Raw genomic sequence first — 23,771 nt, 5'->3', positions numbered from 1 at the left:
ACGACAAACGCTCGCTCACCTTTGAGGCCTTTTGAACAAACCCTCGCTCACGTCGCGCTGGCTCCGGGGATGAATCCGTTGGCTTCTAGGTGGAGATCGGACGCTGGAGGGCAGAATCGGCGGTCCCGTGTCCCTGGCCGTGGATAGGGTGGCTGACATGGAACAGACACTGAAAGTTGCACGGCATTGGGGCGCCCCCGCGGCGGCCGTCATTTTCTTCACGCTGTGGTGCGTGGGCGAGGCGGGAAGGATGGGGCCGTGGGGCCTGGACTATTGGCCCGGCACGTGGATGCTCGTCCTGACAACCTTGGCGATCGGCGTAGCGGCGTGGAAACCCTATGTGTCACTCGGGCTGACCGCCATCCTTTTGCTCGGCCAATTGACCTATCTCATTGCGCCGCCGTGGGCCAATTATTGGGCAATATATATCGGCGCATTCATTGCGCTGGCTTTCATTCTGTGGACAGGATCCCCCAGACAACGATCTATTGCTGGAGGGTCCAACGTTGTTTTCGCAGCCATCATGACCTTCTTGATGTTGTCATGGCGCTACGGGCAGGGAGTTGGTTGGTTCCACAAAATTGGCTATGGGGACCGCCTCACCCTGCAAACCAACGGCTGGCAGCTCCTTTCCCTCCTCTTCCTGATTGCCGCCGGATGTGCCGCCGTCGGCATAGCCTTGGCTCTCTATGAGGACCGGGGCAAGCTATTCCAGTCCAAGGTCCTCGTCCAGGCAAGCCTCAAGGAGACCGAGGTGGAGCTCGTCGTGGAGCAGGAGCGCACCCGGATCGCCCGCGATCTCCATGATGTCCTGGCGCACTCGCTCGCAGTGATCGCCGCGCAAGCCGATGGCACCCGTTATCTCAGCCAGGACCAGCCCAAGGCGGTGCTCGACGCCTTGGAGAACATCGCGGTATCCGCCCGCCATGCCCTCGTGGACGCCCAGCGCGTCATCGAGGGAGTGCGCGACGACGGCCTGGTGGCCCCACAGCCCCGGCTCACCGACGTCGGGCCTCTCGTCGAGCGGATGCGCCAGGGGAGCCTCAAGGTGCAGCAGAGCGAGACCGGAACCCCGGTGGACCTTGGCGCGGGCCAGCAACTCGCAGTATTCCGGATTGTGCAGGAGTGCCTCACGAATGCCCTCAAGCACGGCGGACGCGGCACGCCCGTGCGACTTCACTTCGACTGGAGCGGCCCGGGGTTGACCATGCACGTTGCGTCGGAATTGCCGGCGTCCGTTTCGATTGGGGGGACGGACGACGGTGGCGCCTGGCGCGTGGGGCGCGGCATCCCGGGAATGCGTGAGCGTGCGCACCTTGCCGGCGGGTGGCTCAGTTCCGGGCCCGACGGCGAGCAGTTCCGCGTGACGGTTTTCATCCCCTATGGTTCGCGGCCGGCAGCGCTCCTTCCGGAAGGTGGAGCGGAAGAGGGGGGTGTTCCGTCCGTTGAGGGGCTGGAGCAGGAGCCGGCACTGGCTCTCGAGGCCGCCTCGCCGTCGTCGGGCACTGAGCGGGAAAGCGTCGGACGTGGCTGAAACACCGATCACGGTGGCCTTGGTGGACGACCAACCACTGTTCCGCTCCGGCATCCACATGCTCGTCCAGAGCCAAGCGGACATGGACATGGCTTGGGAGGCCGACGACGGCGAACAAGCCGTGGCGCTCGCGGCCAGGCAGCGGCCGGACGTCATGCTGATGGACCTTCGGATGCCGGTGCTTGACGGAGTGGAGGCCACGCGCCGCATCACGGAGGAAGCCGATGCGGCCGGGGTGGACAAGCCAAAGATCATTGCCCTGACCACCTTCAACAGGGACCAAGCCGTGGTTGACGCCGTGCAGGCGGGCGCCAGTGGCTACCTGCTCAAGAGCGCCGAACCGGAATTTCTGCTGGCTGCCATCCGGACCGTGTATTCGGGATACTCGGTGATCGCGCCCGGTTCGGTTCACGAACTCTTCCAGCACGCGGCCAGGACGGTGCCGGTCGCCGGGCCGGACCTCGCCGTGATGGACGAGCTGTCTCCGCGCGAGCGGGATGTGTTACTCCTGGCGGCCAAAGGCTTGGGGAACGCCGAGATGGCGCAGAGCCTGTTTGTCTCCGAGGCGACAGTGAAATCCCACCTACGCAGTGTGCTCAGCAAGCTGGGGCTGCGCACGAGGCTTCAACTGGTGGCCTTTGCCTACGAACGTCGGCTTCTCGGGTAGGCATCCCGGACGCAAAGGCGGCGGCCGCCCGAAAGGGACGGTCGCCGTCGTGCAACTGCAGAGTGCTGCAGAGTCAGGGTGCGCTACATGGCGCGGCCCTTCGACTCCTCCCTTACATCGCGTCCAAGCCATAGGCCAACGGCAACCATGACAACACCGAGAACCAGGTGCAGCCAGTCGTCCGCAGCGTTCATGGGCACGAAGTCAGCGCTCATGTTCGACATAGTGATGAGGCCGTAGATCCACAAGACGAGGTAGATTGCGCCGCCACCGATGAGGTAACCGCGCGCCATCCTTCCAGTCCTTGCGAAGTACAGGCCTGCTGCGCCGAACAGCAAATGGACAATATTGTGCAGGACGGATACTTGGAAGACTCCAAGAAGCATGGCGCCCGAGTCATGTCCTGCGAAGGTCATGGCGCCGTAATTGCTGGTGATGCCCGGGATAAATCCCAAGACGCCAACAGCCAGGAAAACCCAGCCCAAAATCAGTGCTGAGTTGTGGAGCGTCAGCCCCATCGCGTGGTGCTGCGCGGGGTGTGAAGCAGTAGTCATAGCTCCTCCCGATCACGATTTCCATCGGCCCTTCAAATGGAGGGCCGTATCGCGGCAAGGAGTCGGAAACCCTGCCGACGAGGATATCTTACTCCCGAAAACCCCGGAAATAGAGGGGAGAGGCCGGGACAAGCGCAGCTAGCATGGTTCTGTGATGCCCGATTCTGCGACGCTTTATCCCGTGATGGCAGTGCAACCGTGAGTGAGCCATCGGTTCCCGGAGTGCGCGGAGCGATTTTCGGGGACACCAGGGACATCACGCCGTTCCGGAACGGACATGTCCGCACATCGGTAGGTGGACTGGCTGAGGGCTTGGGCGGTGCGATTTGGGGCGTCCTGAGAGGAAAAGCCGCAGGCCGGATCGACGTCGCCGGGGACGTCCCCAGGCTCAAACGGCTGGCTGGCAAGACCGCCAAATCGGTGTACGACGCGGTCTTCACCAGTACGGAACCGGATCGGCTCATCACCCTGGCGCGTACCTACCCGGGCTGGGCTGGCCTCTGCTACGTGATTGCCGGGCTGCTTGTGTACAAGCACGGAGGATATCTCCGGGCCTCGGAACTTCTGCAACGGGGCTTGTCCATCCGGATCGACGACGCCGCCAGCCAGTTCTCATCAAGCTACCTTCGCAGGGTGGTCACGCGGATCGAGGTGGCGGAGCGGATCGACGTTTCAGTGCTGTTCAGCGAGGAATCCGTGTTCCTCGCCCTCTCGCATTGCTTCAGGGAGACGGGCCAGACGGCGGAAGCGCTGGACTCCCTGGCCAGCTTGCCGCCATCGTTGCCCTCCGCCTTGGCCCGCTGCACCGCGGCGGTGGCGCTCGAGCGGCACGCCGACGTCGTCGCCTGGACCGAAGGCCTGCGCAACACGGACGACCTCTCGGCGGCGCTGCTGCTGATTCGTGCGCAGTCGCTCAGGACGTTGGGGGAGCGGGAGGCGGCCCAGGCCGCTCTCGTGGAGGTACTGCGGAGGAAGAAGACCAGCTTGGCTTTGCGCAATGACGCGCTCACTGACAGGGCCCTGTCGAAGCTTGAAGTCAGGCGGAGGCCCAACCCGCGGCCGCTCGTTCCGCGTGCGGTTGCGCGCCGGGGGCGCAGCAAGCCGGAGGAGGCTGAACTGGATGCGGTCGATGGGATCCGCAAGGACATTGAGGTGCGTCGGATGTGGAACAAGGACTTCGGGGAACCGGGCGACCAGGGCCGCGAGCCGGACGGTTAAGCGCGAAGCGCGCGGACGACTCCCCTAATGGAGACCCCGACGGCGCCGACAAGCGGTAGCAGCATCGCCAGGACAACCACGGTGTTCGGCTGGAATGTCACGCGTCCGCTGGCGTTGCGGCCGTAGACCCCGACAGGGAGCACGAAACCGCCCCCACCACCGCCGGCAGCATTGCCTCCATCGCTGCCTCCTCCGAATCCAAAGGACACCAGCGCGACGGGGATCAGTTCTTCTCCGCCGATCTGCAGGGGAGGGCCGTACGCCCTCGATACGCCGACCTTCTTGAAGGCCTCCACGAGAGCTAAAAAGTCATCGGACATGAAGCCGACGATAGGCTGCCCCGCCGAAGAACGCCAGAGATCTCACCTGACGGCCCCGTCACCGGAGCATCGGAAGCAACTGTTCGCCCAGAAGAACAGCCCCGAGCCCCACCATGATGATGCCGCTCGCAAGTGTCACCACGCGTGCAGCGGAAGGCCGGGATTGCAGCAGCTTTCGCGAGGTCAGAGCCACCGCCGTGTAAATGATGCCTACGAACAGGACGAACGTGAGGCCCAGCACGCCTGACTGCACCGGCACCGGCAATGACGCCTCCGGGCTGACGAATTGCGGCACCAGCGCCAGGAAGAACAGGAGGCCCTTGGGGTTGATGCCACTCGTGCCCATGCCTTGCAGGAAGGTGCGCAACTGGTTTCGGGACTGCCCGACGGCGTCATCCGCACTGAAGCTCGCGCCGCGCCACGAGCGCATGGTGCTCACGCCGAGCCAGAGCAAATAGGCTGCTCCCGCGATCGTCAGCCAGCCAAGAAGCCCCGGAACGCCCGTCAAAAGGGCCGCGAGTCCGGCCACCAGGAGAGCCGTGTGCAGCACGTAGCCGCTGCACAGACCGGCCACGGCGGGGAGGAAGCTGCGCTGCCGCAGGCCTGCGGCAATCGAATATGCCCAATCGACTCCCGGGGTGCACGCCAAGGTGACGGCGACAATGACGAAGGCGATGAAAAGCTGGGGATTCATGGTGGCTCCTAGCTGGCGGTTACACCATGAACTTTATGGAAAATCGGCCCATAAGTGTTCCCATTTTTAGCCAGACTTGCCGCCATCTCGGTAAGATATTTGCGTGATTGATGGAATAGATAGAACTATTTTGCGCCACCTCAAAGAGGATGGCCGAATGACTGCCACCGCGCTCGCAGCAAAGGTGGGATTAACCGTGGCTCCGTGCCACCGAAGACTGCGGGATCTCGAGGCTTCCGGCGTCATCCGGGGGTACAGGGCAGACATCGATCCGGGTGCGATCGGCCTGGGATTCGAGGCGATAGTCTTCGTGACCCTGCGTCAGGCTGACCGCGCCACGATGTCGGAGTTCGAAGACCGCGTGGCGGCCATTCCGAATATCGTCGAGGCCCAGCGGCTCTTCGGCTCGCCAGACTACCTCCTCCGCGTGATAGCCGCCGATCTCCCGGCCTACCAGCGCTTCTACGACGACCAGCTCTCGGCACTTCCCGCCGTCGAGCGCCTCAATTCGACATTGGTGATGAAGAACCTGAAGCCGAACGCGGGGCCGCCGGTCTGAGTTCGGTTAAATGTCGTACCCTCCTGGCAGAGTGTTTCCATGGAAGCGATCGGATACTTCGACACCCGTCAGGGCCTTGCGTCCCGTGGTGGTTTCGGGGTGTCCCGTCATGCCCGTGGTCCGCGTCTTGCCGGGGTTCCGGGCGGGCTGGCGTTGGTGGATCTGCGCGATGGGCGCGGCCGTCAGACCGCTTTGGGCCGGGCCGTGGCGGCAGTGAGGTCGCTGGCCGAAGAAGCGGCCGACGACGTCGGAGTCCACGGTTTCCAGGAGGCCGTCGAGTTCGCGTCCGGGGTGGAGGAACTCTCCCGGACCCTGGATTATCTTCAGCTGCTCGCCGCGGCCGGGCTGGACCGGGCCCGGAACGATGAACCCGTCAGCCGGCCGGGCTGGACAACGGGCTGGGCCGCTGATGCGGATGCCGGCTCCGGCACGGGCTGGACGTCCGTGACCGCGGCGGGCCCCGCAGCCACGGCGGGCCCCGCGGGCGCGCAGGAGGGTGCGGCCGGTTCGGTGCAGGCGGGAGCGGCCGGCTCCGAGCAGGCGGGGAGCGCACTGGGCGGTGAGTTCAGGTCCACGGCCGAGCACCTGCGGTCCTTGCTGCGCATCAGTGCCGCCGAGGCCAGGCGCCGGCTCGCCCTGGCGAGCGAGCTGCTGCCGGGCCGCGCCCTCACCGGGCAACGGGTCCCTGCCCGGCACGAAGAAACCGCCGCGGCGCTGGCCTCCGGGATGATCGGATCCGGTGCGGCCGGGATCATCACGATGGCCGTGGCGAAGGTGCGCCCGCTCTGCAGCCCGGAGAAGGCCGCGGAAATGGAACACGCCCTGGCCCGCACCGCGGAGGACAACGACCAGGACTTCCTGGCCAGGGTGGCCCGGCGCTGGGTCGAGGCGATCGACCAGGACGGCCCGGAACCGTCCGAGGAATCCCTGCGCCACCACCAAGGAGCGTTCCTGCGCCGCCCCAAACACGGCCTGGCGCATGTGGAGATCTTCGCCACCGCCGAGCAATACGAACACCTGCTCACGGTCATGAACACCGCCACCAACCCCCGCACACCCCAGGGCACAGCAGCCCAAGGCACAGCTCACGCCTGCGCTGAACCGTCCGCCGGTCCGTCCGGGGAACCAATCGGCGATTCGTCAGGCGATTCCTCCGGCGATTCCTCCGCCGACGCGTCCGAGAATGCCGGACCGCTGGAGCGGCGATCGCGGGCGCAGAAGCTCCTGGACGGCCTGGTCGGCGCCTGCCGGCTCGCCCTGGCCACGGGCTCCCTGCCCGCCACGGGCGGGCACCGCCCGCAGATCCTGGCCACCATCGACCACCGCGACCTCTTCCCCCAACACCACCGGCCTCCGCAGCCCGGACAAGCTTTACAGGACGGGCAATCTTCCCAGCCCGGGCAACTTTCGCAGCCCGGACAGCCCGCCCTGTTCGACCGGCCCCGGCAGGGCGGCGGCACCGGGTCGTTCACGTTCACCGGGCCCGTCCGGGCAGCTACGTTGCGCAGACTAGCCTGCGACGCGGACATCATCCCCGTGGTCCTGGGCGGCGAGGGCCAGGTCCTGGACATCGGCAGGGCCTCAAGGATCTTCCCGCCGCACCTGCGCAAGGCGATCACGGCGCGGGACAAGGGCTGCGCCTTCCCCGGGTGCACCATGCCGGCACCGTGGTGCGAGGCCCACCACATCGAGTACTGGTCCCGGGGCGGACCCACGAGCGCCGCCAACGGCACGCTCCTGTGCAGCCACCACCATCACCTGATCCACAAGGAAGACTGGCGCATCGACGTCCAAACAGGCGTGCCCTGGTTCATCCCGCCACCCCACACCGACCCGGACCGGAAGCCCAGAAGAAACCACTACTTCCAGATATGACCTCAGCCTCGCAGCAACCCCGTCGTCCGGTATGGAATCACCTCGCGCAGGAACATGCTAGTGGACGTGCGCACGATTCCCGGGCATAGCCTGATCTCTTCGGATACCCGGTATAGATCATCCGGGCTTGTGGCGACCACGCGGATGATGAGGTCGGTGTCGCCGGCCGGCGCATGGCATTCGAGTACTTCCGGGATGTCGCGCAGGGCAGCGATGGCCTCGTTCAGCCGGCTCTGATCCAACTCCGCACTTACCGCCGCCGCAACGCCGCGGCCCAGTGCTGAGGGCAGCACGCGGCTGCTGTTCGGACGCAAAGCGCCCGACGCCGACATTCGCTCCAGGCGCGACTGGACCGTCCCGCGCGCCAGGCCCAGGCGCTGGGCGAGGACCATGATCGGCACCCGGGGGTCGTCGTCGAGCGCGGCAAGGATCCGCTTGTCCGTTGAATCCAATTCCTGCATCGCTAACGCTTTCTGCCTAGTCGCGGAAGATCCGACTGGTCAGAATGTCCAGCCGAAACCCATTCTCCCGCACAATCCCGGCCGAGCAGCCCACCGGCGGGACCAGTTCGCCCCGAGCCATGGTTGCGAATCATTTACATGCCCGTAACGGGAAAGCCTTGACGGCATGAATTTAAAACGCGAAACTCTTCTCATATGTGATTGACGTCTCAAGAAGATCGGCACCCAAGGCGCCGGCTCTTGGGAAGAAACCAAAGGCGAAGAAAATGGCAACAACACTCGAACTGACCGTCCGCACCGCATCCTGGACCCGGCCGCCCCGCGAACTGGTCCGTGCGTTCGAAGCGTTCCCCGTGGCAAACATCGGTGACGCCATGGAGCGGCTTGGAATCGTCGACGGCGGAATCAGCCCGGTCTGGGAAGGCGCCCGTTGCGTCGGCTCGGCACTGCCCGTCCTGGGCGCCGCCGGAGACAATGCCGCCGTCATCGAAGCGCTGAACTACATCCAGCCCGGCGATGTGGTGGTCATCAACGGCTTCGGCCACGAACACCGCGCCCTCGTCGGCGAGCAACTGTCCCAGCGCTTCGAAGCCGCGGGCGCCACCGGAGCCGTCATTGACGGCTACATCCGGGACCGCGCCACCATCACTCAAATCAAGTTCCCCGTCTTTGCCCGGGGTGTCACCCCCGCCGGTCCGTTCAAGAACGGCCCGGGTGTCATCGGCGAACCCGTAGCAATCGGCGGAATCGTCTGCTCGGCGGGCGATATCGTCGCCGCCGATGACGACGGAGTGGTCATCATCCCCCAGGCCCGTGCCGCGGAAATCCTGGAACGGGTCATCGCCGTGGCCGCGCACGAGGCCGAGATGACCGCGGAAATCACCCGCGAATACAGCTAGCGCTTTCTCCCACCCCAGCCCCCTCATAGACTGAAAGCACCCACCATGACAAAGCAATCGACGGACTCAGTGGAACTGAACACCGCTCAAATCAAAGTCGTAACCGCTGACGGCAGGATGGTGCGCAAAGCAACCTTTGCCGGCACCATGGGTTCCTTCGTGGAATGGTACGACTACGGCATCTACGGCCTGCTGACCACGTACCTGGCCATGAACATCATGGGTTCCAAGGACGTCGGCTCCTTGCTCCTGACCAACGTCGGCTTCCTGGTGAGCTTCCTGGCCCGCCCCTTCGGCAGCGTCATCTGCGGTTTCCTTGGTGACCGGCTGGGCCGCAAGAATCTGCTCGCTGTCCTCCTGCTCCTCATCTCCGGGGCCACTGCCTGCATCGGCCTCATCCCGTCGTACTCGGTCATCTTCTGGGCCGCTCCGGCCTTGCTGATCCTGTTCCGCATCCTTCAGGGCTTCTCAGCCGGCGGGGAAGTGGCAGGCGCCATGGCCTTCGTGGGCGAATACGCCCACAACAAGCACCGCAACTACTCCATGAGCTTCATCGCGGTCGGCTCCTTCTGCGCCCTGCTTTTCGGTAGCGCCCTCTCCGCCGGCCTCATCACCACCCTCGGCGACTCGACCATGCAATCCTGGGCGTGGCGCATTCCGTTCCTCTTCGCCCTGCCCTTGGGCTACGTCGGCTTCTACATCCGCTCCAAGATGGAAGACACCCCGCACTTCGCGGCACTCCGAGAGCGCAACGAGGTGGAACGCAACCCGCTGCGCACTGTCTTCACCTCCAAGCGCCACCTCAAGGCCATCGCCCTGACCATCTTCCTCCCGGCGCTGAACGGCCCCGGTTACTACCTTCTGTTCGCCTACATGCCCACGTACCTGAAGACCCAGCTTGGTGCAGGCAACAACTTCACCATGCTCCAGGCGCTCCTCGTCACCGCCGTCAGCTTGGTGGCCATCATCATCTCCATCCCGCTCATGGCCCGCCTGTCCGACCGCATCGGACGCAAACCCGTATTGGCTCTCTCCGCCGTGCTCATGGCCGGTGTCTCCTACCCGATGTTTGCAATGATCACCACTGGCAACATGCCGCTGGCCTGTGTTGCCACGGTCGTGATGGCCATCGCGTTCTCCGGCCACGCCGCCGTCGTCCACACTGTGCTGACCGAAATGTTCCCCACTACTGTCCGCTACAGCGCGTACAGCATCGGCTTCAGCATCAGCACCATCATCTTCGGCGGCAGCGCCCCGCTGGTCATGACGGAACTGATCAAGGCCACCGGCAACAGCATGGTTCCCGCCTACGCCTCGATCGGGACGGCCATCATCACGCTCGTCTCGGTCTACTTCCTGAAGGAAACCAAGGGACAGCCCCTGCAGACTCACTAGTAAAACCAGAACCCCGACGGCGGCGGCCGCCCGCCAGCGAAACGGCAGCCGCCGCCGTCGAACCCCAAGCAAGACAACAGAACTTCCTAACCAGGAACAGAAGCAGGAGTCACCTTGAGCATCAATTCAGTCGCCGTCGTCGCAGACCTCGGCGAAAGCTACGGCAACTACACGATCGGCGACGACGACGCCCTGCTCGGCCTCGTCACCGCCTCCAACATCGCCTGCGGCTTCCACGCCGGCGATCCGAGGGTCATGGATGCCACCGTCAAGGCCTGCGTGGAGCGCGGCATCGAACTCGGCGCCCACCCCGGATATCCGGACCTGGTGGGCTTCGGCCGCCGCCTCATCGAAGCCAGCGAAGAAGAAATCCGCACCGACGTCCTCTACCAGATCGGCGCCCTGGACGCGTTCGCCCGCATCCACGGGGGCAAGATAAGCCACGTGGCACCGCACGGGCGCATGGGCAGCATCGCCCAGACTGACGCCAAGCACGCCCGGGCCATCACGGACGCCATCAAGGCCTACGACCCCTCTTACATCGTGATCTGCCAGAACGGTCTTTTGGCCGATGAGTCCCGAAAACGCGGCCTTCAAGTTGGCTATGTCTTCCTCGCGGACCGCGGCTACGGCGAAGACGGCATGCCGGTCTCCCGCAACAGCGAAGGCGCACTCCTTCACGACCCCGAGGAAATCGGCCGCCGCGTGGTTCAGGTGGTGACCGAAGGAACCGTCCGCGCCGTCACCGGCAAGGTGGTCCCGCTGGGCCACGACGCCGACGTCGTCCTCCTCCACGGCGACCACCCGCAGGTCCTCCAGAACGGCACGGCCCTGCGTGCGGCCCTCGACAAGGCAGGCATCAAAGCCGCCGGGCTACAGGAAGTCCTCGCCGAAAAGGCCCGGCTCGCCACGGTCTGAAGCTGAGCAGCAACCCGGATCCATCACCCGCACCACCGAGCAGGACTCATGACCACGCACACAGCACCCACGGAGCGGCTGCACCACCCGCCCGAACTGGAAGCCGAGCCGTTCGGCGACTCAGCCCTCATGCTCCGGGTCAAGAACGACGACGGCGACTTCCGCCGGGCGGCGGGCCGCCGGCTCCGCGACGTGCTGCTGGAGGTTCGGCCGTACGGGGTGCTGGACATCGTGGCCGGCGTTGAGTCCCTGTTGGTCGAGTTCGATTGCCTGGCTGTGACCCACGAACAATTGGCCCAGACCATCCGCCTGGCGGTTGCCGGTAGCGGCCTGGAACCGGGTGCTCCCAGTGCTTCCCAAGCACTTTTTGTCATCCCGATGGTGGTCAGCGAGGAATTCTCCCCGGACCTTCAGGATGTGGCCGAGGAGTTGGGCCTGAGCCCGGAAGCAATGCTGCAGCAGTTCCAGTCCTCGGTGCTGACCATCAACCTGTTGGCCGCGGCCATGGCCCCCATGATGGGCGGTGTGCAATTCCCTGGCCAGGTCAGCCGCTGCGTCGAGCCTCGGACCAACGTGGAGCCCGGGTCTGTCATGGTGGCCGGTACCAACGCCATCATCCAGCCGTTCCCCGGGCCGAGCGGCTGGAAGGTGATCGGACGGACGCCGCTCACCATTTGCGATATCCGGGAAGATCCCGCGACGTCCTACAAACCGGGGGATCTGGTGCGTTTCGACGTGGTGCCGGAGAGTGTATGGTCGCGGCTTGAAGGGCAATTCCTGAGGGCCACCCCGGAAGGCGCCGCCTCTGACGGCACTGGCTGGAACGGCGCTGAAGGGGGCAATAGTGACCTTCCCTGAACACGCCATCAGCATCAAAGTAAGAGAGGCCGGCTGGCTGTCCACCTTCCAGGACCTTGGCCGCGAGAATTCCGAGTTCATGGGCGTACCCTGCGGAGGTGCGGCGGACCAGTACTCAGCGGCCGCGGCCAACATCCTGGTCGGCAACAGCCGCAAGGCCACGTGCCTGGAAATCATGGGCGGAAGGTTCGCGTTCACGGCCACGCACGACGTGATGTGCGCCGTGACCGGGGTCCCGGCGGAGGTCACAGTGAATGGCGACGCGGTGGCCATGTGGGAGCCGCTTTGTGTTCCTGCCGGAGCCCGTGTTGTGCTTTCCAAGGCCAGTGGCGGCATGCGGAACTACCTGGCCTTCAGCGGCGAACTGGAAACCGCCCGTTTCATGGGCAGTGCCGCGCCGGAATCCCGGATGGGCTTCCCGCAGCAACTCGTTCCCGGGCAGACGCTCACCCTCCACAGCCGATACCACGGATTCACGCACCCGTTCCTGACCCAGCCGCTGTTCCGGCTGCCTGTTCCCGTGCCCGATTTCAGCCCCGAGGTGTGGACTATCGACGTCGTCGACGGCCCTGAAACGGACCTGACCCCCGGCATCCGGAAGCTGCTCAGCTCCAGCCACTACACCGTGGGTGCCAAATCCAACCACGTGGGCCTGCGTTTGGACGGACCCGTGGTGCATCCCGAGGGACTCGGAGAAATCGTGTCCCATGGGGTCCCTATTGGGGCATTCGAAATCCCGCATGGCGATGAGCTCATCATCCTGGGCCGCTCAAGGACACTGACCGCCGGCTACCCGATTGTGGCGATCGCAGCCAAAGCCTCCCTGTCCATGCTGGGCCAAGCCAGCCCCGGCCGGACGATGACCTTCCGTTGGATCAGCAACGCCCAAGCAGTGGAGCAATACCGGGAACAGCAGCGCGGTTTGGCACATCTGGAAGAGCGCGTGCACGCCCTGTTTGCCGCCGTCGGGCTCCCCCTCTACGCAAGTTCCGCGGCTCCCTCGCAGAGTCCCGCCGCAGCGTGACTCGCAGTCCCCGAAGAAAACACTTGACCATCAACTTCTGAAATGAGAAACTCTTCTCATATGTGATCGGCATCTCAAATGATTCACACTAAAAACGCAAGGAACTGAAACCATGGGACTTCTGGACAGCAAGCTCGCGATCATCACTGGCGCCGGTACGGGCATGGGACGCTCGACGGCGGCCCTGCTGGCGGCCGAGGGTGCCGCGGTGGTGCTGGTGGGGCGGCGTGAAGACGTGCTGCAGGAACTTGCGGCGGAAATCGTTGCCGATGGCGGCCGCGCCGTTGCCCGGGCCGCGGACATCACTTCTAAAGACGACGTAGACGCGCTGCTGGACTGGGTCCACCGGGATCTGGGCCAAGTGGACATCCTCGTCAACAACGCAGGCAGCTCCAGCAAGGTCCTCAACGTCCGCTGGATCAGCCAGCAGGAGTGGAATCACGTCCTGGACGTCAACCTCAACGCCGTCTACCTGCTTAGCCAGGCAGTCCTTCCGGACATGCTGGCCCGCAAGACCGGAACCATCATTACGGTCTCCTCGCTCGCAGCAGTGAACCCGAACTTGCTCGGTGGCGCCGCGTACGGCGCGGCCAAGGCCGCGGTCCGGAACTTCATGACGTATCTCCACAACACCTTCCGGAACGACGGGCTGCGTGCGGTGACCATCCTGCCCGGTGAAACCGCGACCCCGATCCTGGACAACCGCGCCCGCCCGCCCCGCGCGGAGGAGCGCGATGCAATGGTGCAGCCCGAGGACGTGGCCCGGGCCATCCACCTTGTGGCGACGATGCCGCAGCGCACCGTGGTCCAGGAATTGGTCATCGCCCCCACCATCCAGCGGGACACGTCGGGTGACACTGAGATCAGCCGCTGGGCCGGAGCCCCCGCCGAGCAGGTACCCGCAGCCAAGGCACCTGCCGAGCAGGCACCGCGGCAATGAAACCCCGCAGGCTCTACGCGCCGTCCTCCCGGGCAACTACCAAGTCGCCCGCCGCCAAAACAACCTCAGCCGCGACCCAGATCAGGACCCTCATGACACTCGAGCCAGCCACCGCCGTCGCCGATTTCCAGCCCTCCGAGGCGGTGCAGCGCATCCAGCGCACATCGCTGCGGGTGCAGCAGCCCCAATCCAAAGGTGACCTTGTCTCCTTGGCCATGGGCGAACCGGACTTCGACACCCCGGCCCAGGTTCGAGCAGCAGCCGCCCGCGCCCTCGAGGACGGCTTCACCCACTACTCGCCGTTGCTCGGCGAGCTGGTGCTTCGCGAGGAGCTGGCTGCCCGTATCGGCCAGCTCCTCGGCGGAGTGGCCAGCCCCGGCGACGTGCTCATCACGCAGGGCGGCACGGCCGGCCTGTCGGCGGCGATCCTTGGCATCGTCAACCCGGGCGACAAAGTGGTCATCCCGGACCCAACCTATTCCCTCTACGCGGACCTCGTGAGCATGGCCGGGGGCATCACCGTGCCGGTGCCACTGGCCGATGACCTGCACTGGGACCTCGAGGCACTTGCCACCGCACTTGAAGGCGCCAGGATGTTCGTCTTCTGCAACCCCTCCAATCCGACCGGCATCGTGCACTCCCGCCGCGAACTCGAAGCCCTCGCCGACATGGTGGCCGGAACCGACACGCTCACTCTTTCCGACGAGGCCTACAGTGATCTCGTCTACACGCCCGAACCCTTCACCTCGGCACTGGAAATCGAAGCCCTGGCGGGCCGGACCATCTATTGCCAGACCTTCTCCAAGAGCTATGCCATGACGGGCTGGCGCATCGGCTACCTCTGGGGTCCGTCCGACGTCATCGCGTCCGCCGCCCGGATCCACAACACCTTCAACGGCTCCATGAACCAGGCCGTGCAATACGCGGCGCTCACCGCACTCAAGACGTGCGGCCCGGACATCGAACGCATGCACGCCTCCTATGCGTTGCGCCGGGAGCTCATGGCCAACGGGCTCCAGCGGATTCCGGGTCTTACGGTCGGCTCACCGGAAGGTGCGTTCTACCTTTTCCCCAAGTACGACGTCGAGCTGCCGGCGGCCGCGATGGTGGCTCACCTTCGCAACCACGGCGTAGCCGTCCGTCCCGGCAGCGAGTTCGGCCGGAACGGCGAGTTCCACTTGCGTTTGTCCTACGCCGCTAGCTCCGAGGCGATTACCGCCGGTGTGGAGCGGCTGGCCGCCGGTCTGGCCGAGCTCCGGTGAGTGCCGCGGACGTGGCCAGCATTACGCCGGCCGCTCAGGCGATACGCTGGGATCTGACACGGAAGGGGGCGCCCATGCGCAGCGACACCCAACGCAACCGCCGCCAGCTGGTGCGGGCCGCCGGGAAGCTCTTCGCCAAGGCCAAGGGCCCGGTGAGCATGACGGACATCGCCCGTGAAGCGGAGATCTCTCCCGCAACTGCGTACCGGCATTTCGCCTCTGTGGAAGATGTCCTGGCCGCGTTCCGTTTTGGTGTTGGCGAGAAGCTGCGCGATTTCAGCGTTGCCCAGACCACCTCCGGTGTGGAACTGCTGGAAAGCGTCAGTAGGCACTGGGTGGGTCTCGTCATCAAGCATGGCGGTTCCATGGTCCACACCCGCTCGGGCGAGGGGTACCTGGCCCGCCTCCGCTCCGGCGCTTATTACCTGACCATCCAGGCCGAGGCTTTGGAACGGCCACTCCGCGAGGCCTGCGAGGAACTTGGGCTCCCGCCCCTGGGGGACGAAGCCATGTTCTTGTGGAACATCCTCTTCGACCCCCGGGAAATTTTCGATCTGCTCAACACCGTCGGCCTGGACAAAGACCAAGTGTCCACCAAGCTTTGTGCGGCGCTCCGTGGCGCGATGGCTGCGTGGGCCGCTGCGGAGCCAACTTCGGCAAAGTGACCACCCGCTGTTCGTCTTCCGCTGTGGAATTGGTCAGATTGACCAGTAACAGTTGAGTCCGTTGCGCCAGTTGTAGTGTTCCTGTTGAAGTAGTGGCAACGAAGGGAAAGGCTACCGCCGGACCCCACAGGCTACGGATCCTCCGGTACACCACCCGGCCACCCGAAACACCGTCCCGCAAAGACGCAGCCGCTGATTGACTCTTGTTCACGCATCGTCTTTCCGCACCCCGCCGGCCCAGTGCCGGCACCACCATAAGAGCCCCTGAGCCACCGAACGCGTTGCGGTAGCTGAGGGGCTCTTGTGCTGCCGCGGAATGTGGTTGGTTTAAAGGGGCTGAATCGACACCGCGACAAAGGCGTATTCATCTTGGGAGGCGGCGGTCCACTCGACGTCCACTAGATCACCCGCCTTGAGGGACCTGTATCCGCCTGATTGCTCGATGACCGAGAAATGCGCGAAGCATTTCTTCCCGTCGGGAAGAATAAGTTCGCCCCAACCTTCTTCGGCTTTCCAGAAGGAAACCATCGCCTTGGCTCGAGCTGAGTTCAACGTTGGTCCTCTCGTTGGAAATTAAACGTACGTGATTCCATAATTAAAGTCCCAAGTGACCGTCGCGTATCCAGACCAATCGGGTCCGGCTGCCCGAAACTCCCATTGACCCCAAAGATAGTACATCTTTGAAGTAGATTGACCGGTGCAGCTCCAGTGGAAGATGTAGTCCTTACTCTGCCCTGCCTTATTGTAGCTACAGTTGTCGGGAGATTTAAATGCGTAGGCCTGCAAAGCCGGGCCATAGGCTATCGATTTCACATAGTCTGATGGGGCCCAGCGAAAGGCGGTGGTTAGGCCGCTGTCGTATGACTGCTGCGCCCAGAACTTGGAGTTTGAATCCCCGGCGGTGTAGAAGGTGCGGTTGGGGCCAAAGTGATAAGGGCCGAAGGTGGAGCGCTGGGCTGCTAATTCCAGCCCGCCTGTCCTAGAGACTTGCTCGCCGGCTCTGCAACCCGAGTACTCTACTTCCCCGGGTCCCTTCTTGAGCTTTCCACCGGGGTCAATGGTGTACTCACCGTCCGCGCCGTCGACCCGAATGCTGATGACGGAGGCGCTCGTGCAACCGGTGCCTCCGTTGCCTCGAAGTCTCTGATGAACCTCATCGCTTGTGGACTCACTTACGCCTGGTTCAACACGGAGTGCAGCTTCAGAAGGTGGGGTCCCCACGAGAATTAATCCCAGGACGGTGATTGTCGTAAGAATTGTCGTTCCGATGCGCTTTTTCATATCTCCCCCAGTCAGATAGGAAGAGGGCCGAAATGCAAAAACGCTAAGCTCGATGCGTTATGAATTACTAAGTCTACTGCGTTTTACGTTATCTCCAATTCGTAACCGAATGCGCCCCCTCAGTTGTGGAAGAGGTCTTATTGTTTCCGGAAAAGCTAGTCAATAGCCGACGAGCTAACAAACCCTGGTTTAGCGAATTAAACCGTTGACCTGTTTTGTCTGGATTTGTGATTCTGATTTCGTGGTGCAACCAGAGACGTAGCATTGGACGCTCCGAAGGGATCAGCAACCCGGTCCCTCCCCGGAATCCTGCAGGCGCGCTCGGCGGCGCATAGTCTTGTGCCATGACTTCCGCTGGCCGCTTCGCTCCGAGCCCCTCCGGCGAGCTCCATGTGGGCAATCTGCGCACAGCCATGCTCGCGTGGCTCTTCGCTCGTTCCACGGGCCGCGCCTTCCTGCTGCGCGTGGAGGACCTCGACCGTGCGCGGGCCGGTGCTGAGGAAGTGCAGCTCCGCGATCTTGAAGCCATCGGCGTGACGTGGGACGGCGCCGTCGTTCGCCAGACGGACCGTGCCGGGCTGTACAACCACGCGATCCAGCAGCTCACTGACGCCGGGCTGACGTATGAATGCTTCTGCACGCGGCGTGAGATCCAGGACGCGCCGTCCGCCCCGCACGCGCCTCAAGGCGCTTACCCGGGCACGTGCCGGAACCTTTCGACGGCGGAGCTCGAGATCCGCCGGGCCTCCCGCCCTGCTGCCATCCGGCTCCGTTCCGAAGCCCACGACTGGACTGTCGAGGACAAGTTGCACGGGTCATATACGGGCGTCGTGGACGACTTTGTGCTCCGGCGGAACGACGGCGTCACTGCCTACAATTTGGCCGTGGTGGTGGACGACGCGGAGCAAGGCGTGGACCAAGTGGTCCGCGGAGACGACCTCCTGTCTTCCACACCCCGCCAAGCCTATTTGGCTCCGTTGTTGGGCGTGCCCGTTCCGGAATATGCCCACGTTCCCTTGGTGCTGAATCGCGACGGCGCCCGCCTGGCCAAGCGCGACGGCGCGGTGACGCTCGGCGAGCTTGCCGCCGTCGGGCTGTCTGCTGGGGAGGTGCGGGACATGATCCTGGAATCGCTCGGCTTGCCGGGAGGACCGCTTGGCGAGGCGTTGGATAGATTTGATCCGGCCCGATTGCCACACGGGCCGTGGATATGGAATGGCATTCAGCAATCAACCCTCCGGAAAGGGGCGTAAGTGCTCGCCTATGTGCTGACCCGCTACGGCGGCGCCGACGCAATGGAGTTGCAGGACGTCCCCAAGCCGATTGCCGGTCCGGGCGAGGTCCTGGTCAAGGTGTTTGCCGCGGGGCTCAATCCTGTGGACTACAAGCAGCGTGAAGGTGCAGTCCGGGTCATCACCAGGCCGAGACTTCCTTTGGTGGCAGGAAGCGAACTGGCAGGGATCGTCGAAGCCGTAGGGCCGGGCGTCAGCCGCTTCGCGACGGGAGACCGGGTGTTTGCCCGCGTGGACAAGACCCTGCTGGGAGCTTTTGCCGAACACGCCGCTGTCCACGAGGATCTCGTGGCGCTCATGCCAAGATCGCTCAGTTACACCGAGGCCGCGAGCCTTCCCCTGGCGGGCCTCACCGCGTTGCAGGCATTGCGGGACGAACTCAAGGTCAAGCCCGGGACCAAGCTGTTCATCTCCGGAGGCGCGGGCGGAGTGGGAACCCTTGCCATCCAGTTGGCCAAGTACTTTGGCGCCGAGGTGACCACCACTGCGTCTCCACGTGGGGAAGAGTTGGTGCGGCGGCTCGGGGCGGACGCGGTCGTCGACTACACGAAGGAGAACCTGGCCGAAGTGCTCCATGGCTTCGATGCCGCGCTGGACCTCGTGGGCGGCGAGACGCTGGACCAGACGTTCAAGATCCTCAAGCCGGGCTCGAAAGTGGTCAGCATCGCCGGGATGCCCGAACCGCAGACGGCCCTGAAGGACCTTGCGGCCCCGGCATGGATGACCGCGCTGTTCTGGGCAATCAGCCTCGGAATCCGGAACCGCGCCCGTGAAGCCAAGGTCCGGTACCGCTACCTATTCATGCACCCGAGCGGCGAGGACTTGAAATTCCTGGCACGCCTGGTTTCCGAGGGGAAGCTGCAACCCGTGGTGGACAGCAGCTATCCGCTCGAAAAGATCGGCGACGCTTTCGCCGCGCTGGAACAGGGACGCGCCAAGGGCAAGATCGTGGTGACCATGGACACTCGCGGCTGGGCCCATTCTGCCGGGTTCCCTGGCCGAGCGTAGCGAGGTAAGGGGGCAGAAGGGATTAGGCTGTCCGGGTGGATGCACAGACGATTGCCCCTGGATTCGAACCGGTAGCCGAACTCTTTGGCCGTTTCCTCAGCGAGGACCCGGAATATTCAGCCCAGCTCGCGGCTTACCACCGCGGCGTCAAGGTATTGGACATCAGCGGCGGGCCGCACCGCCGCCCGGATTCCGTGACCGGTGTTTTCTCCTGCTCCAAGGGAGTGTCCGGGCTGGTCATCGCGCTGTTGGTCCAGGACGGCTTCCTGGACCTCGACGCCGAAGTGGTCAAGTACTGGCCGGAATTCGGCGCCGAGGGAAAAGCCACCGTCACCGTGGCCCAGCTGCTCTCGCACCAGGCCGGTCTTCTGGGAGTCGAAGGCGGACTGACCCTCGAGGAGTACAACAACTCCGAGCTGGCCGCCGCCAAGCTCGCGCAGATGCGGCCGCTCTGGAAGCCCGGGACGGCCTTCGGGTACCACGCCCTGACCATCGGCGTCTTCATGGAGGAGCTTTGCCGCAGGATCACCGGGTCCACCCTCCAGGAAATCTACGAACAGCGGATCCGCTCGGTCACGGGCGCCCACTTCTTCCTGGGACTGCCTGAGTCCGAGGAACCCCGCTACGCCACCCTCCGTTGGACCGAGGACCCTTCCCAACCGTGGATTGACCCCGCGAGCCATTTCGGCCTTTCGGCAAACTCCGCCGTGGGGGACATCCTTGACCTGCCCAACATCCGCGAGGTTCGTGCAGCCGGCCTGAGTTCAGCCGCCGGAGTCGCCAGCGCCGAAGGCATGGCCCGCGTCTACGCTGCGGCACTCACCGGACTTGCCCGCGACGGCGACCGTCCGGCCGTCGCGCCCCTCCTGAGCGAAGAGACCATCCAGGCCGTCTCGGCCGAGCAGGTCTTCGGCATCGACCGTGTGTTCGGCGAGACCAGCTGCTTTGGGACCGTGTTCATGAAATCGCACGCCCGCTCGCCATACGGCAGCTACCGTGCGTTCGGGCACGACGGCGCCAGCGCATCTTTGGGGTTCGCTGACCCTGTGTATGAACTCGCCTTCGGGTACGTGCCCCAACAGGCCGAGCCGGGTGGAGCGGGATGCCGCAACCTCGAACTGAGCGCCGCCGTGCGGAAGGCAGTCACCGAACTGGCTCAGTAGGATGAAGCCATGACCGAACCGAGATTCACCGTTGAAACAGCCATGGTCCTTGCCGAAGTGGCGCACAACCGCCAGAAGGACAAGCTGAAGCGGCCGTACCGCGAGCACGTGCTGGCGGTAGGGGATGCGCTCGCCGATTTCGACGACGACATCCGGATCGCGGGCTACCTGCACGACATCGCCAAGGACACGCCTATTACCAAGCAGGCGCTGCTTGACATGGGTGTTTCGGAGCGTGCCGTGGGCATCATCGAACGAGTAACGCGCCGATTCCAGGATGACTCGGACAACGATGAAGCCGTCATGCTGCACATCGCACAGGACCATGACGCCACCCTCGTCAAGATCGCATGCAACGCCCACAACTCCATGCCGGAGCGCGTGCGGGCGCTCGCCGAGAAATGGCCGGACAAGGCGTCCACCAAACGCTACGCAGCCGCCCGGGAAGTGCTCTACAAGGCAGTGCCGCGGGGAGAAATCCACCTGCTCCTGCAACGCATCAACCCGGATCTGCTGTCCGAGATGGACCGGTTGGCGGACTAGCTGTTCGACGCGGCCGGTCGCGCTTGTCTACGGTTTCGTCGGGTCATCATGTATCGGGCTGGCCGCGGACGCCGCCCTGCTGGTGGATGCCGTGACTTCCGCCAAGACCCGCTGGTGGATCTGGGCGGTGAGCTCGTGAATCGCCCGCGTGAGGTCGGTGTTCTCTTCGAGCAGGTGCTCCTGGGCGTTGTAGTCATGGTCCGCCTTCACCTGCTGGAAAGCCGCCTGACGGTTCTGTCCGATCATGACGAAGGTCGAGAGGAAGATCGCTTCGAGCGAGACGATCAGCGTCAATGTCGGCCACGGACTCTGCTCGAACACGAGCATCCACACAGCGAAAAGCAAAATGTGCAGGTAGACGAAGTTCATCGATCCGGCGAAGGCCGTGACTGCATCCGCGACTCGAAGCTGGAGGCTTGCTGCCCGGCGCTCAGCCTCCGCCAGGACCGATGGGTGGAGCTTTGACCGCTCGCTTTGAGAGAGCAACCGTGTAGGTCTCAGATACGAGCGTGAATGCGGAAGAGTGCCCGCGGTGGATGTCGATTGGTGTCCGGCCTGCTGTGCCATACGTTCAATCCCTTGGCTCGCGGCGAGCCTATCTCGCCTCTGAGAGCGAGCCTAGCGTCGCCATGCGCGCGAACCTAGGATCGAACGCCCGGTACTTACGCGCGGGATCTTCCACGGAGGAAGTGGAAGATCAGGACGATCACGGCAATGACCAAAAGCAGGTGAATGAACCCGCCGCCGATATTGCCGATAAAGCCGAGAAGCCAGAGAACAGCGATAATGATGGCTATCCAAAGCAACATGAGGGTCTCCCTTTTGTGTACGAATGGAAATGCTGATTCCGCGTTCCGCTGGTCTGCGGCCTGCGCAGATATCGTTTGGTGCCCTCACTTTATGTCAGGATGGGGTTCCTGTTAACGGGTAGTCGATAAGCGATAGTCGGGTTCCGGTTTGGTGGCCGGCGCAGAGAAATCTACCCGCCCATCAACCTTCGCCGATGCTTGAGCTCCTTGACCCAGTCCCTCGTCTGCAGCGGCCCGAAAGGTGAGGCGCCGGCGTCGAGCTCTGCGATGAGCGGGCCTGATGCCTTGAGCGCGAGTCCCAAAACTCCTTCCGCTGCGCGCTCCGTGAGCCCGAGCTTGCCGGCCCAGGCAAGGAAGTGCTTTCGGGAGATTCCGCTCTTCTTGCCGCCGATGCCCAGCGCGAGCGTTTTGTCCCCGTAGACCACGGTGGAGGGGATGTCGTAGACCGGAGCGATGGTGTATTCGCCCTGCGTCGGCTGAACCCCTGCCTGTGACTGAAGCATTGACACGTTCTTGGCGTGGAGGTCGCCGTTGCCGCTGAGCCAAGCGAAGGCCAGCTGGATGGCGAGGTTCCGCAAGGCCGGCAGGGGTGCGGAACAGTGGGCCGCCAAAGCTGCGCAAACCTCGCCGAACGGCACGCTGTACTTGTCCGCAGGGTACAGGCCCAGCACTTGGGCTCCGTCTTCGACGGCGAGGCGCACGGGAGTGCCGTCGGTTCCGGTGAGGCGATCGAAACGCTCGACGAGCAGCCCGGCCCGCCCGCCGACGTCGTGCACCAATTGAACGCTACTCACTGGAATCCGGAGCTTGCGAGCATAGCGGAACATGAGGAATTCGTTTTCCACAACGAACGGGAATTCGGGGGCGTTGAGTTTGAGGATGAACCGCTTGCCCGCTTGTGCCACCGGGAGCGAGATCATGCCCGCCGATAGCTTGTCCTGCACCCCCGCCAACGCCACAGGATCGATGAGGCCCGAATCGCCGAGCAGCGCATCGAAGTCGAGCGGCAGTTTCGAATCGAGCACGACGGCGGAGCCTCCTTCCGTGGGCGGCTCGCCGTGGGGAACCGTCTGGACATCGCCCACGGCGTCCCCGCCCGCCCCCATGAGGAGGGCGAGCTCGTCGTCGGCGCTGGCCTTGACCGCCCTGCGCAGGGAATTCAGGCGGCGGCCTTCCGGGAGGAGCCCCGTGAAGTAGGGCGGAACCGCGCCGCTCGGGGTGAACACTGCATCGCGCGTCAGCGGGAGCGTTGTGGCGACGGCCGGGCCGCCCGATTCGAGGTACCGGGGCAGGTAGCTGAACCTGGTGCCGCCTTCATGCCGCTCGATGCGCGCCGCCAGGACGCCTTGCTTGTAGACGTCGGCGATGCGGTGGAAGGTCATGACCGGTTGTTTGCAGTCTGGCTGGCCGCGGCTTGGACCTTGAGCTCGAGGCCCAGTGTGCCGAGGACCGCGAGGAGTGGTTCCAATTGGACGGTGGTCTTCCCCTGCTCCACGAAGCGGACGAACCGTTCCGAGACTCCTGCGAGGTCTGCGAGGTCGGACTGGCTCAGGCTCAAGGAGCCGCGGCGGGCACGGACCTTGGCGCCGAGGGACTCGGTGAATTCCCTGGGGGACATGTCCATCCTTGCTTGCATGGTGGGCGCCGGGCGCCGCGGGTGCGCTTCCGGTACGTTCGTGCCGGTTTCACCATTTTCCGCCTCCCGCGGCGGCGAATCAAGGGTTGGCCGCCGGGAATCGGTACGTTCGTGCCGATGTGCCGCGCCGCGGCATCGTGGGTGCAGGCCGTTCGCTGCGTTCCGGTACAGCGGTTTGGGGCCAGGACCCACTAAT

General features: G+C 64.3%; 26 protein-coding genes. 17 read left to right on the top strand and 9 right to left on the bottom strand.

The window, feature by feature from the left end; translation table 11 throughout:
- Window positions 1–157: 157 nt before the first annotated feature.
- Window positions 158–1,534, top strand: a complete 1,377-nt coding sequence (locus ABEA18_RS04200; RefSeq protein ID WP_345448060.1) for a sensor histidine kinase — start codon at window positions 158–160, stop codon at window positions 1,532–1,534.
- Complete coding sequence (locus tag ABEA18_RS04195; RefSeq protein ID WP_345448059.1) at window positions 1,527–2,201, top strand: response regulator; 675 nt, start codon at window positions 1,527–1,529, stop codon at window positions 2,199–2,201. Before ABEA18_RS04200 ends, ABEA18_RS04195 begins: the two co-directional genes overlap by 8 nt.
- 83 nt (window positions 2,202–2,284) lie before the next feature.
- Here the strand turns inward: ABEA18_RS04195 and ABEA18_RS04190 are convergent, their stop codons facing one another.
- The gene (locus ABEA18_RS04190) at window positions 2,285–2,755 is read right to left on the bottom strand and encodes a DUF4383 domain-containing protein (protein WP_059388710.1); all 471 of its coding nucleotides are present in this window, start codon (window positions 2,753–2,755) and stop codon (window positions 2,285–2,287) included.
- A gap of 198 nt (window positions 2,756–2,953) precedes the next feature.
- On the opposite strand from ABEA18_RS04190, the gene ABEA18_RS04185 reads away from it, so the two are divergent.
- Window positions 2,954–3,973, top strand: a complete 1,020-nt coding sequence (locus ABEA18_RS04185) for a hypothetical protein (RefSeq protein WP_345448058.1) — start codon at window positions 2,954–2,956, stop codon at window positions 3,971–3,973.
- Here the strand turns inward: ABEA18_RS04185 and ABEA18_RS04180 are convergent.
- Window positions 3,970–4,293: a hypothetical protein gene (locus tag ABEA18_RS04180; RefSeq protein ID WP_345448057.1), complete on the bottom strand. Its 324-nt coding sequence runs from the start codon at window positions 4,291–4,293 to the stop codon at window positions 3,970–3,972. The two genes, ABEA18_RS04185 and ABEA18_RS04180, sit on opposite strands and share 4 nt — an antisense overlap.
- Window positions 4,294–4,351: 58 nt before the next feature.
- Window positions 4,352–4,987: a LysE family translocator gene (locus tag ABEA18_RS04175; RefSeq protein WP_345448056.1), complete on the bottom strand. Its 636-nt coding sequence runs from the start codon at window positions 4,985–4,987 to the stop codon at window positions 4,352–4,354.
- A 103-nt stretch (window positions 4,988–5,090) separates the two neighbouring features.
- Here ABEA18_RS04175 and ABEA18_RS04170 point away from each other — a divergent pair, with 103 nt between their 5' ends.
- Together ABEA18_RS04170 and ABEA18_RS04165 are read left to right on the top strand one after the other, a co-directional pair.
- Entirely contained in the window at window positions 5,091–5,546 is a 456-nt protein-coding gene (locus tag ABEA18_RS04170) for an Lrp/AsnC family transcriptional regulator (protein ID WP_234751876.1), read from the top strand.
- A 39-nt stretch (window positions 5,547–5,585) separates the two neighbouring features.
- Entirely contained in the window at window positions 5,586–7,421 is a 1,836-nt protein-coding gene (locus ABEA18_RS04165) for an HNH endonuclease signature motif containing protein (RefSeq protein WP_345448055.1), read from the top strand.
- Between the two features lie 2 nt (window positions 7,422–7,423).
- Here ABEA18_RS04165 and ABEA18_RS04160 read toward each other — a convergent pair whose 3' ends face one another.
- Window positions 7,424–7,882: an Lrp/AsnC family transcriptional regulator gene (locus ABEA18_RS04160; RefSeq protein WP_269996679.1), complete on the bottom strand. Its 459-nt coding sequence runs from the start codon at window positions 7,880–7,882 to the stop codon at window positions 7,424–7,426.
- 266 nt (window positions 7,883–8,148) lie between these two features.
- Between ABEA18_RS04160 and ABEA18_RS04155 the strand changes: the two genes are divergently transcribed.
- The 8 genes from ABEA18_RS04155 to ABEA18_RS04120 all read left to right on the top strand — a co-directional run bounded on the left by ABEA18_RS04155 (window position 8,149) and on the right by ABEA18_RS04120 (window position 15,843).
- Window positions 8,149–8,781 (top strand): RraA family protein, encoded by a 633-nt coding sequence (locus ABEA18_RS04155; RefSeq protein ID WP_345448054.1) that lies wholly within the window; start codon window positions 8,149–8,151, stop codon window positions 8,779–8,781.
- Between the two features lie 45 nt (window positions 8,782–8,826).
- Window positions 8,827–10,176: an MFS transporter gene (locus ABEA18_RS04150; protein ID WP_345448053.1), complete on the top strand. Its 1,350-nt coding sequence runs from the start codon at window positions 8,827–8,829 to the stop codon at window positions 10,174–10,176.
- A gap of 114 nt (window positions 10,177–10,290) precedes the next feature.
- Window positions 10,291–11,094, top strand: coding sequence for a LamB/YcsF family protein (locus ABEA18_RS04145; protein WP_284756054.1), 804 nt, complete (start codon window positions 10,291–10,293; stop codon window positions 11,092–11,094).
- Between the two features lie 48 nt (window positions 11,095–11,142).
- A complete protein-coding gene (locus ABEA18_RS04140; protein WP_345448052.1) occupies window positions 11,143–11,952 on the top strand; it encodes a carboxyltransferase domain-containing protein in 810 nt (269 codons plus the stop codon).
- Window positions 11,939–12,976 (top strand): 5-oxoprolinase subunit C family protein, encoded by a 1,038-nt coding sequence (locus ABEA18_RS04135; RefSeq protein WP_345448051.1) that lies wholly within the window; start codon window positions 11,939–11,941, stop codon window positions 12,974–12,976. The genes ABEA18_RS04140 and ABEA18_RS04135 overlap by 14 nt, the downstream gene beginning before the upstream one ends.
- 112 nt (window positions 12,977–13,088) lie before the next feature.
- On the top strand, window positions 13,089–13,916 hold the full coding sequence (locus ABEA18_RS04130; protein WP_345448050.1) for an SDR family oxidoreductase: 828 nt from the start codon (window positions 13,089–13,091) through the stop codon (window positions 13,914–13,916).
- Window positions 13,913–15,178, top strand: a complete 1,266-nt coding sequence (locus tag ABEA18_RS04125; RefSeq protein WP_345448049.1) for a pyridoxal phosphate-dependent aminotransferase — start codon at window positions 13,913–13,915, stop codon at window positions 15,176–15,178. The genes ABEA18_RS04130 and ABEA18_RS04125 overlap by 4 nt, the downstream gene beginning before the upstream one ends.
- 74 nt (window positions 15,179–15,252) lie before the next feature.
- Window positions 15,253–15,843, top strand: coding sequence for a TetR/AcrR family transcriptional regulator (locus ABEA18_RS04120; protein WP_268020064.1), 591 nt, complete (start codon window positions 15,253–15,255; stop codon window positions 15,841–15,843).
- A 327-nt stretch (window positions 15,844–16,170) separates the two neighbouring features.
- On the opposite strand, the gene ABEA18_RS04115 is transcribed toward ABEA18_RS04120, so the two are convergent.
- Window positions 16,171–16,395 carry a S1 domain-containing protein gene (locus ABEA18_RS04115; RefSeq protein WP_345448048.1) on the bottom strand — a complete coding sequence of 75 codons (225 nt, stop codon included), beginning with the start codon at window positions 16,393–16,395 and terminating at the stop codon, window positions 16,171–16,173.
- A gap of 1,073 nt (window positions 16,396–17,468) precedes the next feature.
- Here ABEA18_RS04115 and gluQRS point away from each other — a divergent pair.
- From gluQRS to ABEA18_RS04095, 4 genes are read left to right on the top strand one after another with little or no spacing between them, the layout of a single operon-like run.
- Entirely contained in the window at window positions 17,469–18,377 is a 909-nt protein-coding gene (gluQRS, locus tag ABEA18_RS04110) for a tRNA glutamyl-Q(34) synthetase GluQRS (protein WP_345448047.1), read from the top strand.
- Complete coding sequence (locus ABEA18_RS04105; RefSeq protein ID WP_345448046.1) at window positions 18,378–19,424, top strand: NADP-dependent oxidoreductase; 1,047 nt, start codon at window positions 18,378–18,380, stop codon at window positions 19,422–19,424.
- Window positions 19,425–19,459: 35 nt separating this feature from the next.
- Complete coding sequence (locus ABEA18_RS04100; RefSeq protein ID WP_345448045.1) at window positions 19,460–20,587, top strand: serine hydrolase domain-containing protein; 1,128 nt, start codon at window positions 19,460–19,462, stop codon at window positions 20,585–20,587.
- Between the two features lie 9 nt (window positions 20,588–20,596).
- Window positions 20,597–21,130 (top strand): phosphohydrolase, encoded by a 534-nt coding sequence (locus ABEA18_RS04095; RefSeq protein WP_345448044.1) that lies wholly within the window; start codon window positions 20,597–20,599, stop codon window positions 21,128–21,130.
- A 27-nt stretch (window positions 21,131–21,157) separates the two neighbouring features.
- Here the strand turns inward: ABEA18_RS04095 and ABEA18_RS04090 are convergent, their stop codons facing one another.
- The 4 genes from ABEA18_RS04090 to ABEA18_RS04075 form a co-directional block, all read right to left on the bottom strand.
- On the bottom strand, window positions 21,158–21,697 hold the full coding sequence (locus ABEA18_RS04090; protein WP_345448043.1) for a DUF1003 domain-containing protein: 540 nt from the start codon (window positions 21,695–21,697) through the stop codon (window positions 21,158–21,160).
- A 95-nt stretch (window positions 21,698–21,792) separates the two neighbouring features.
- On the bottom strand, window positions 21,793–21,939 hold the full coding sequence (locus ABEA18_RS04085; RefSeq protein ID WP_113990647.1) for a lmo0937 family membrane protein: 147 nt from the start codon (window positions 21,937–21,939) through the stop codon (window positions 21,793–21,795).
- A 170-nt stretch (window positions 21,940–22,109) separates the two neighbouring features.
- The gene (locus ABEA18_RS04080; RefSeq protein ID WP_345448042.1) at window positions 22,110–23,321 is read right to left on the bottom strand and encodes a type II toxin-antitoxin system HipA family toxin; all 1,212 of its coding nucleotides are present in this window, start codon (window positions 23,319–23,321) and stop codon (window positions 22,110–22,112) included.
- A complete protein-coding gene (locus tag ABEA18_RS04075; RefSeq protein WP_345448041.1) occupies window positions 23,318–23,557 on the bottom strand; it encodes a helix-turn-helix transcriptional regulator in 240 nt (79 codons plus the stop codon). Before ABEA18_RS04075 ends, ABEA18_RS04080 begins: the two co-directional genes overlap by 4 nt.
- Window positions 23,558–23,771 lie beyond the last annotated feature (214 nt).

It is taken from the genome of Arthrobacter gyeryongensis (assembly GCF_039543785.1).
Lineage (GTDB): Bacteria > Actinomycetota > Actinomycetes > Actinomycetales > Micrococcaceae > Arthrobacter > Arthrobacter gyeryongensis.
The sequence above is the reverse complement of the archived record's forward strand: the minus strand, read 5'-3'. Positions and strand labels throughout refer to the sequence as shown.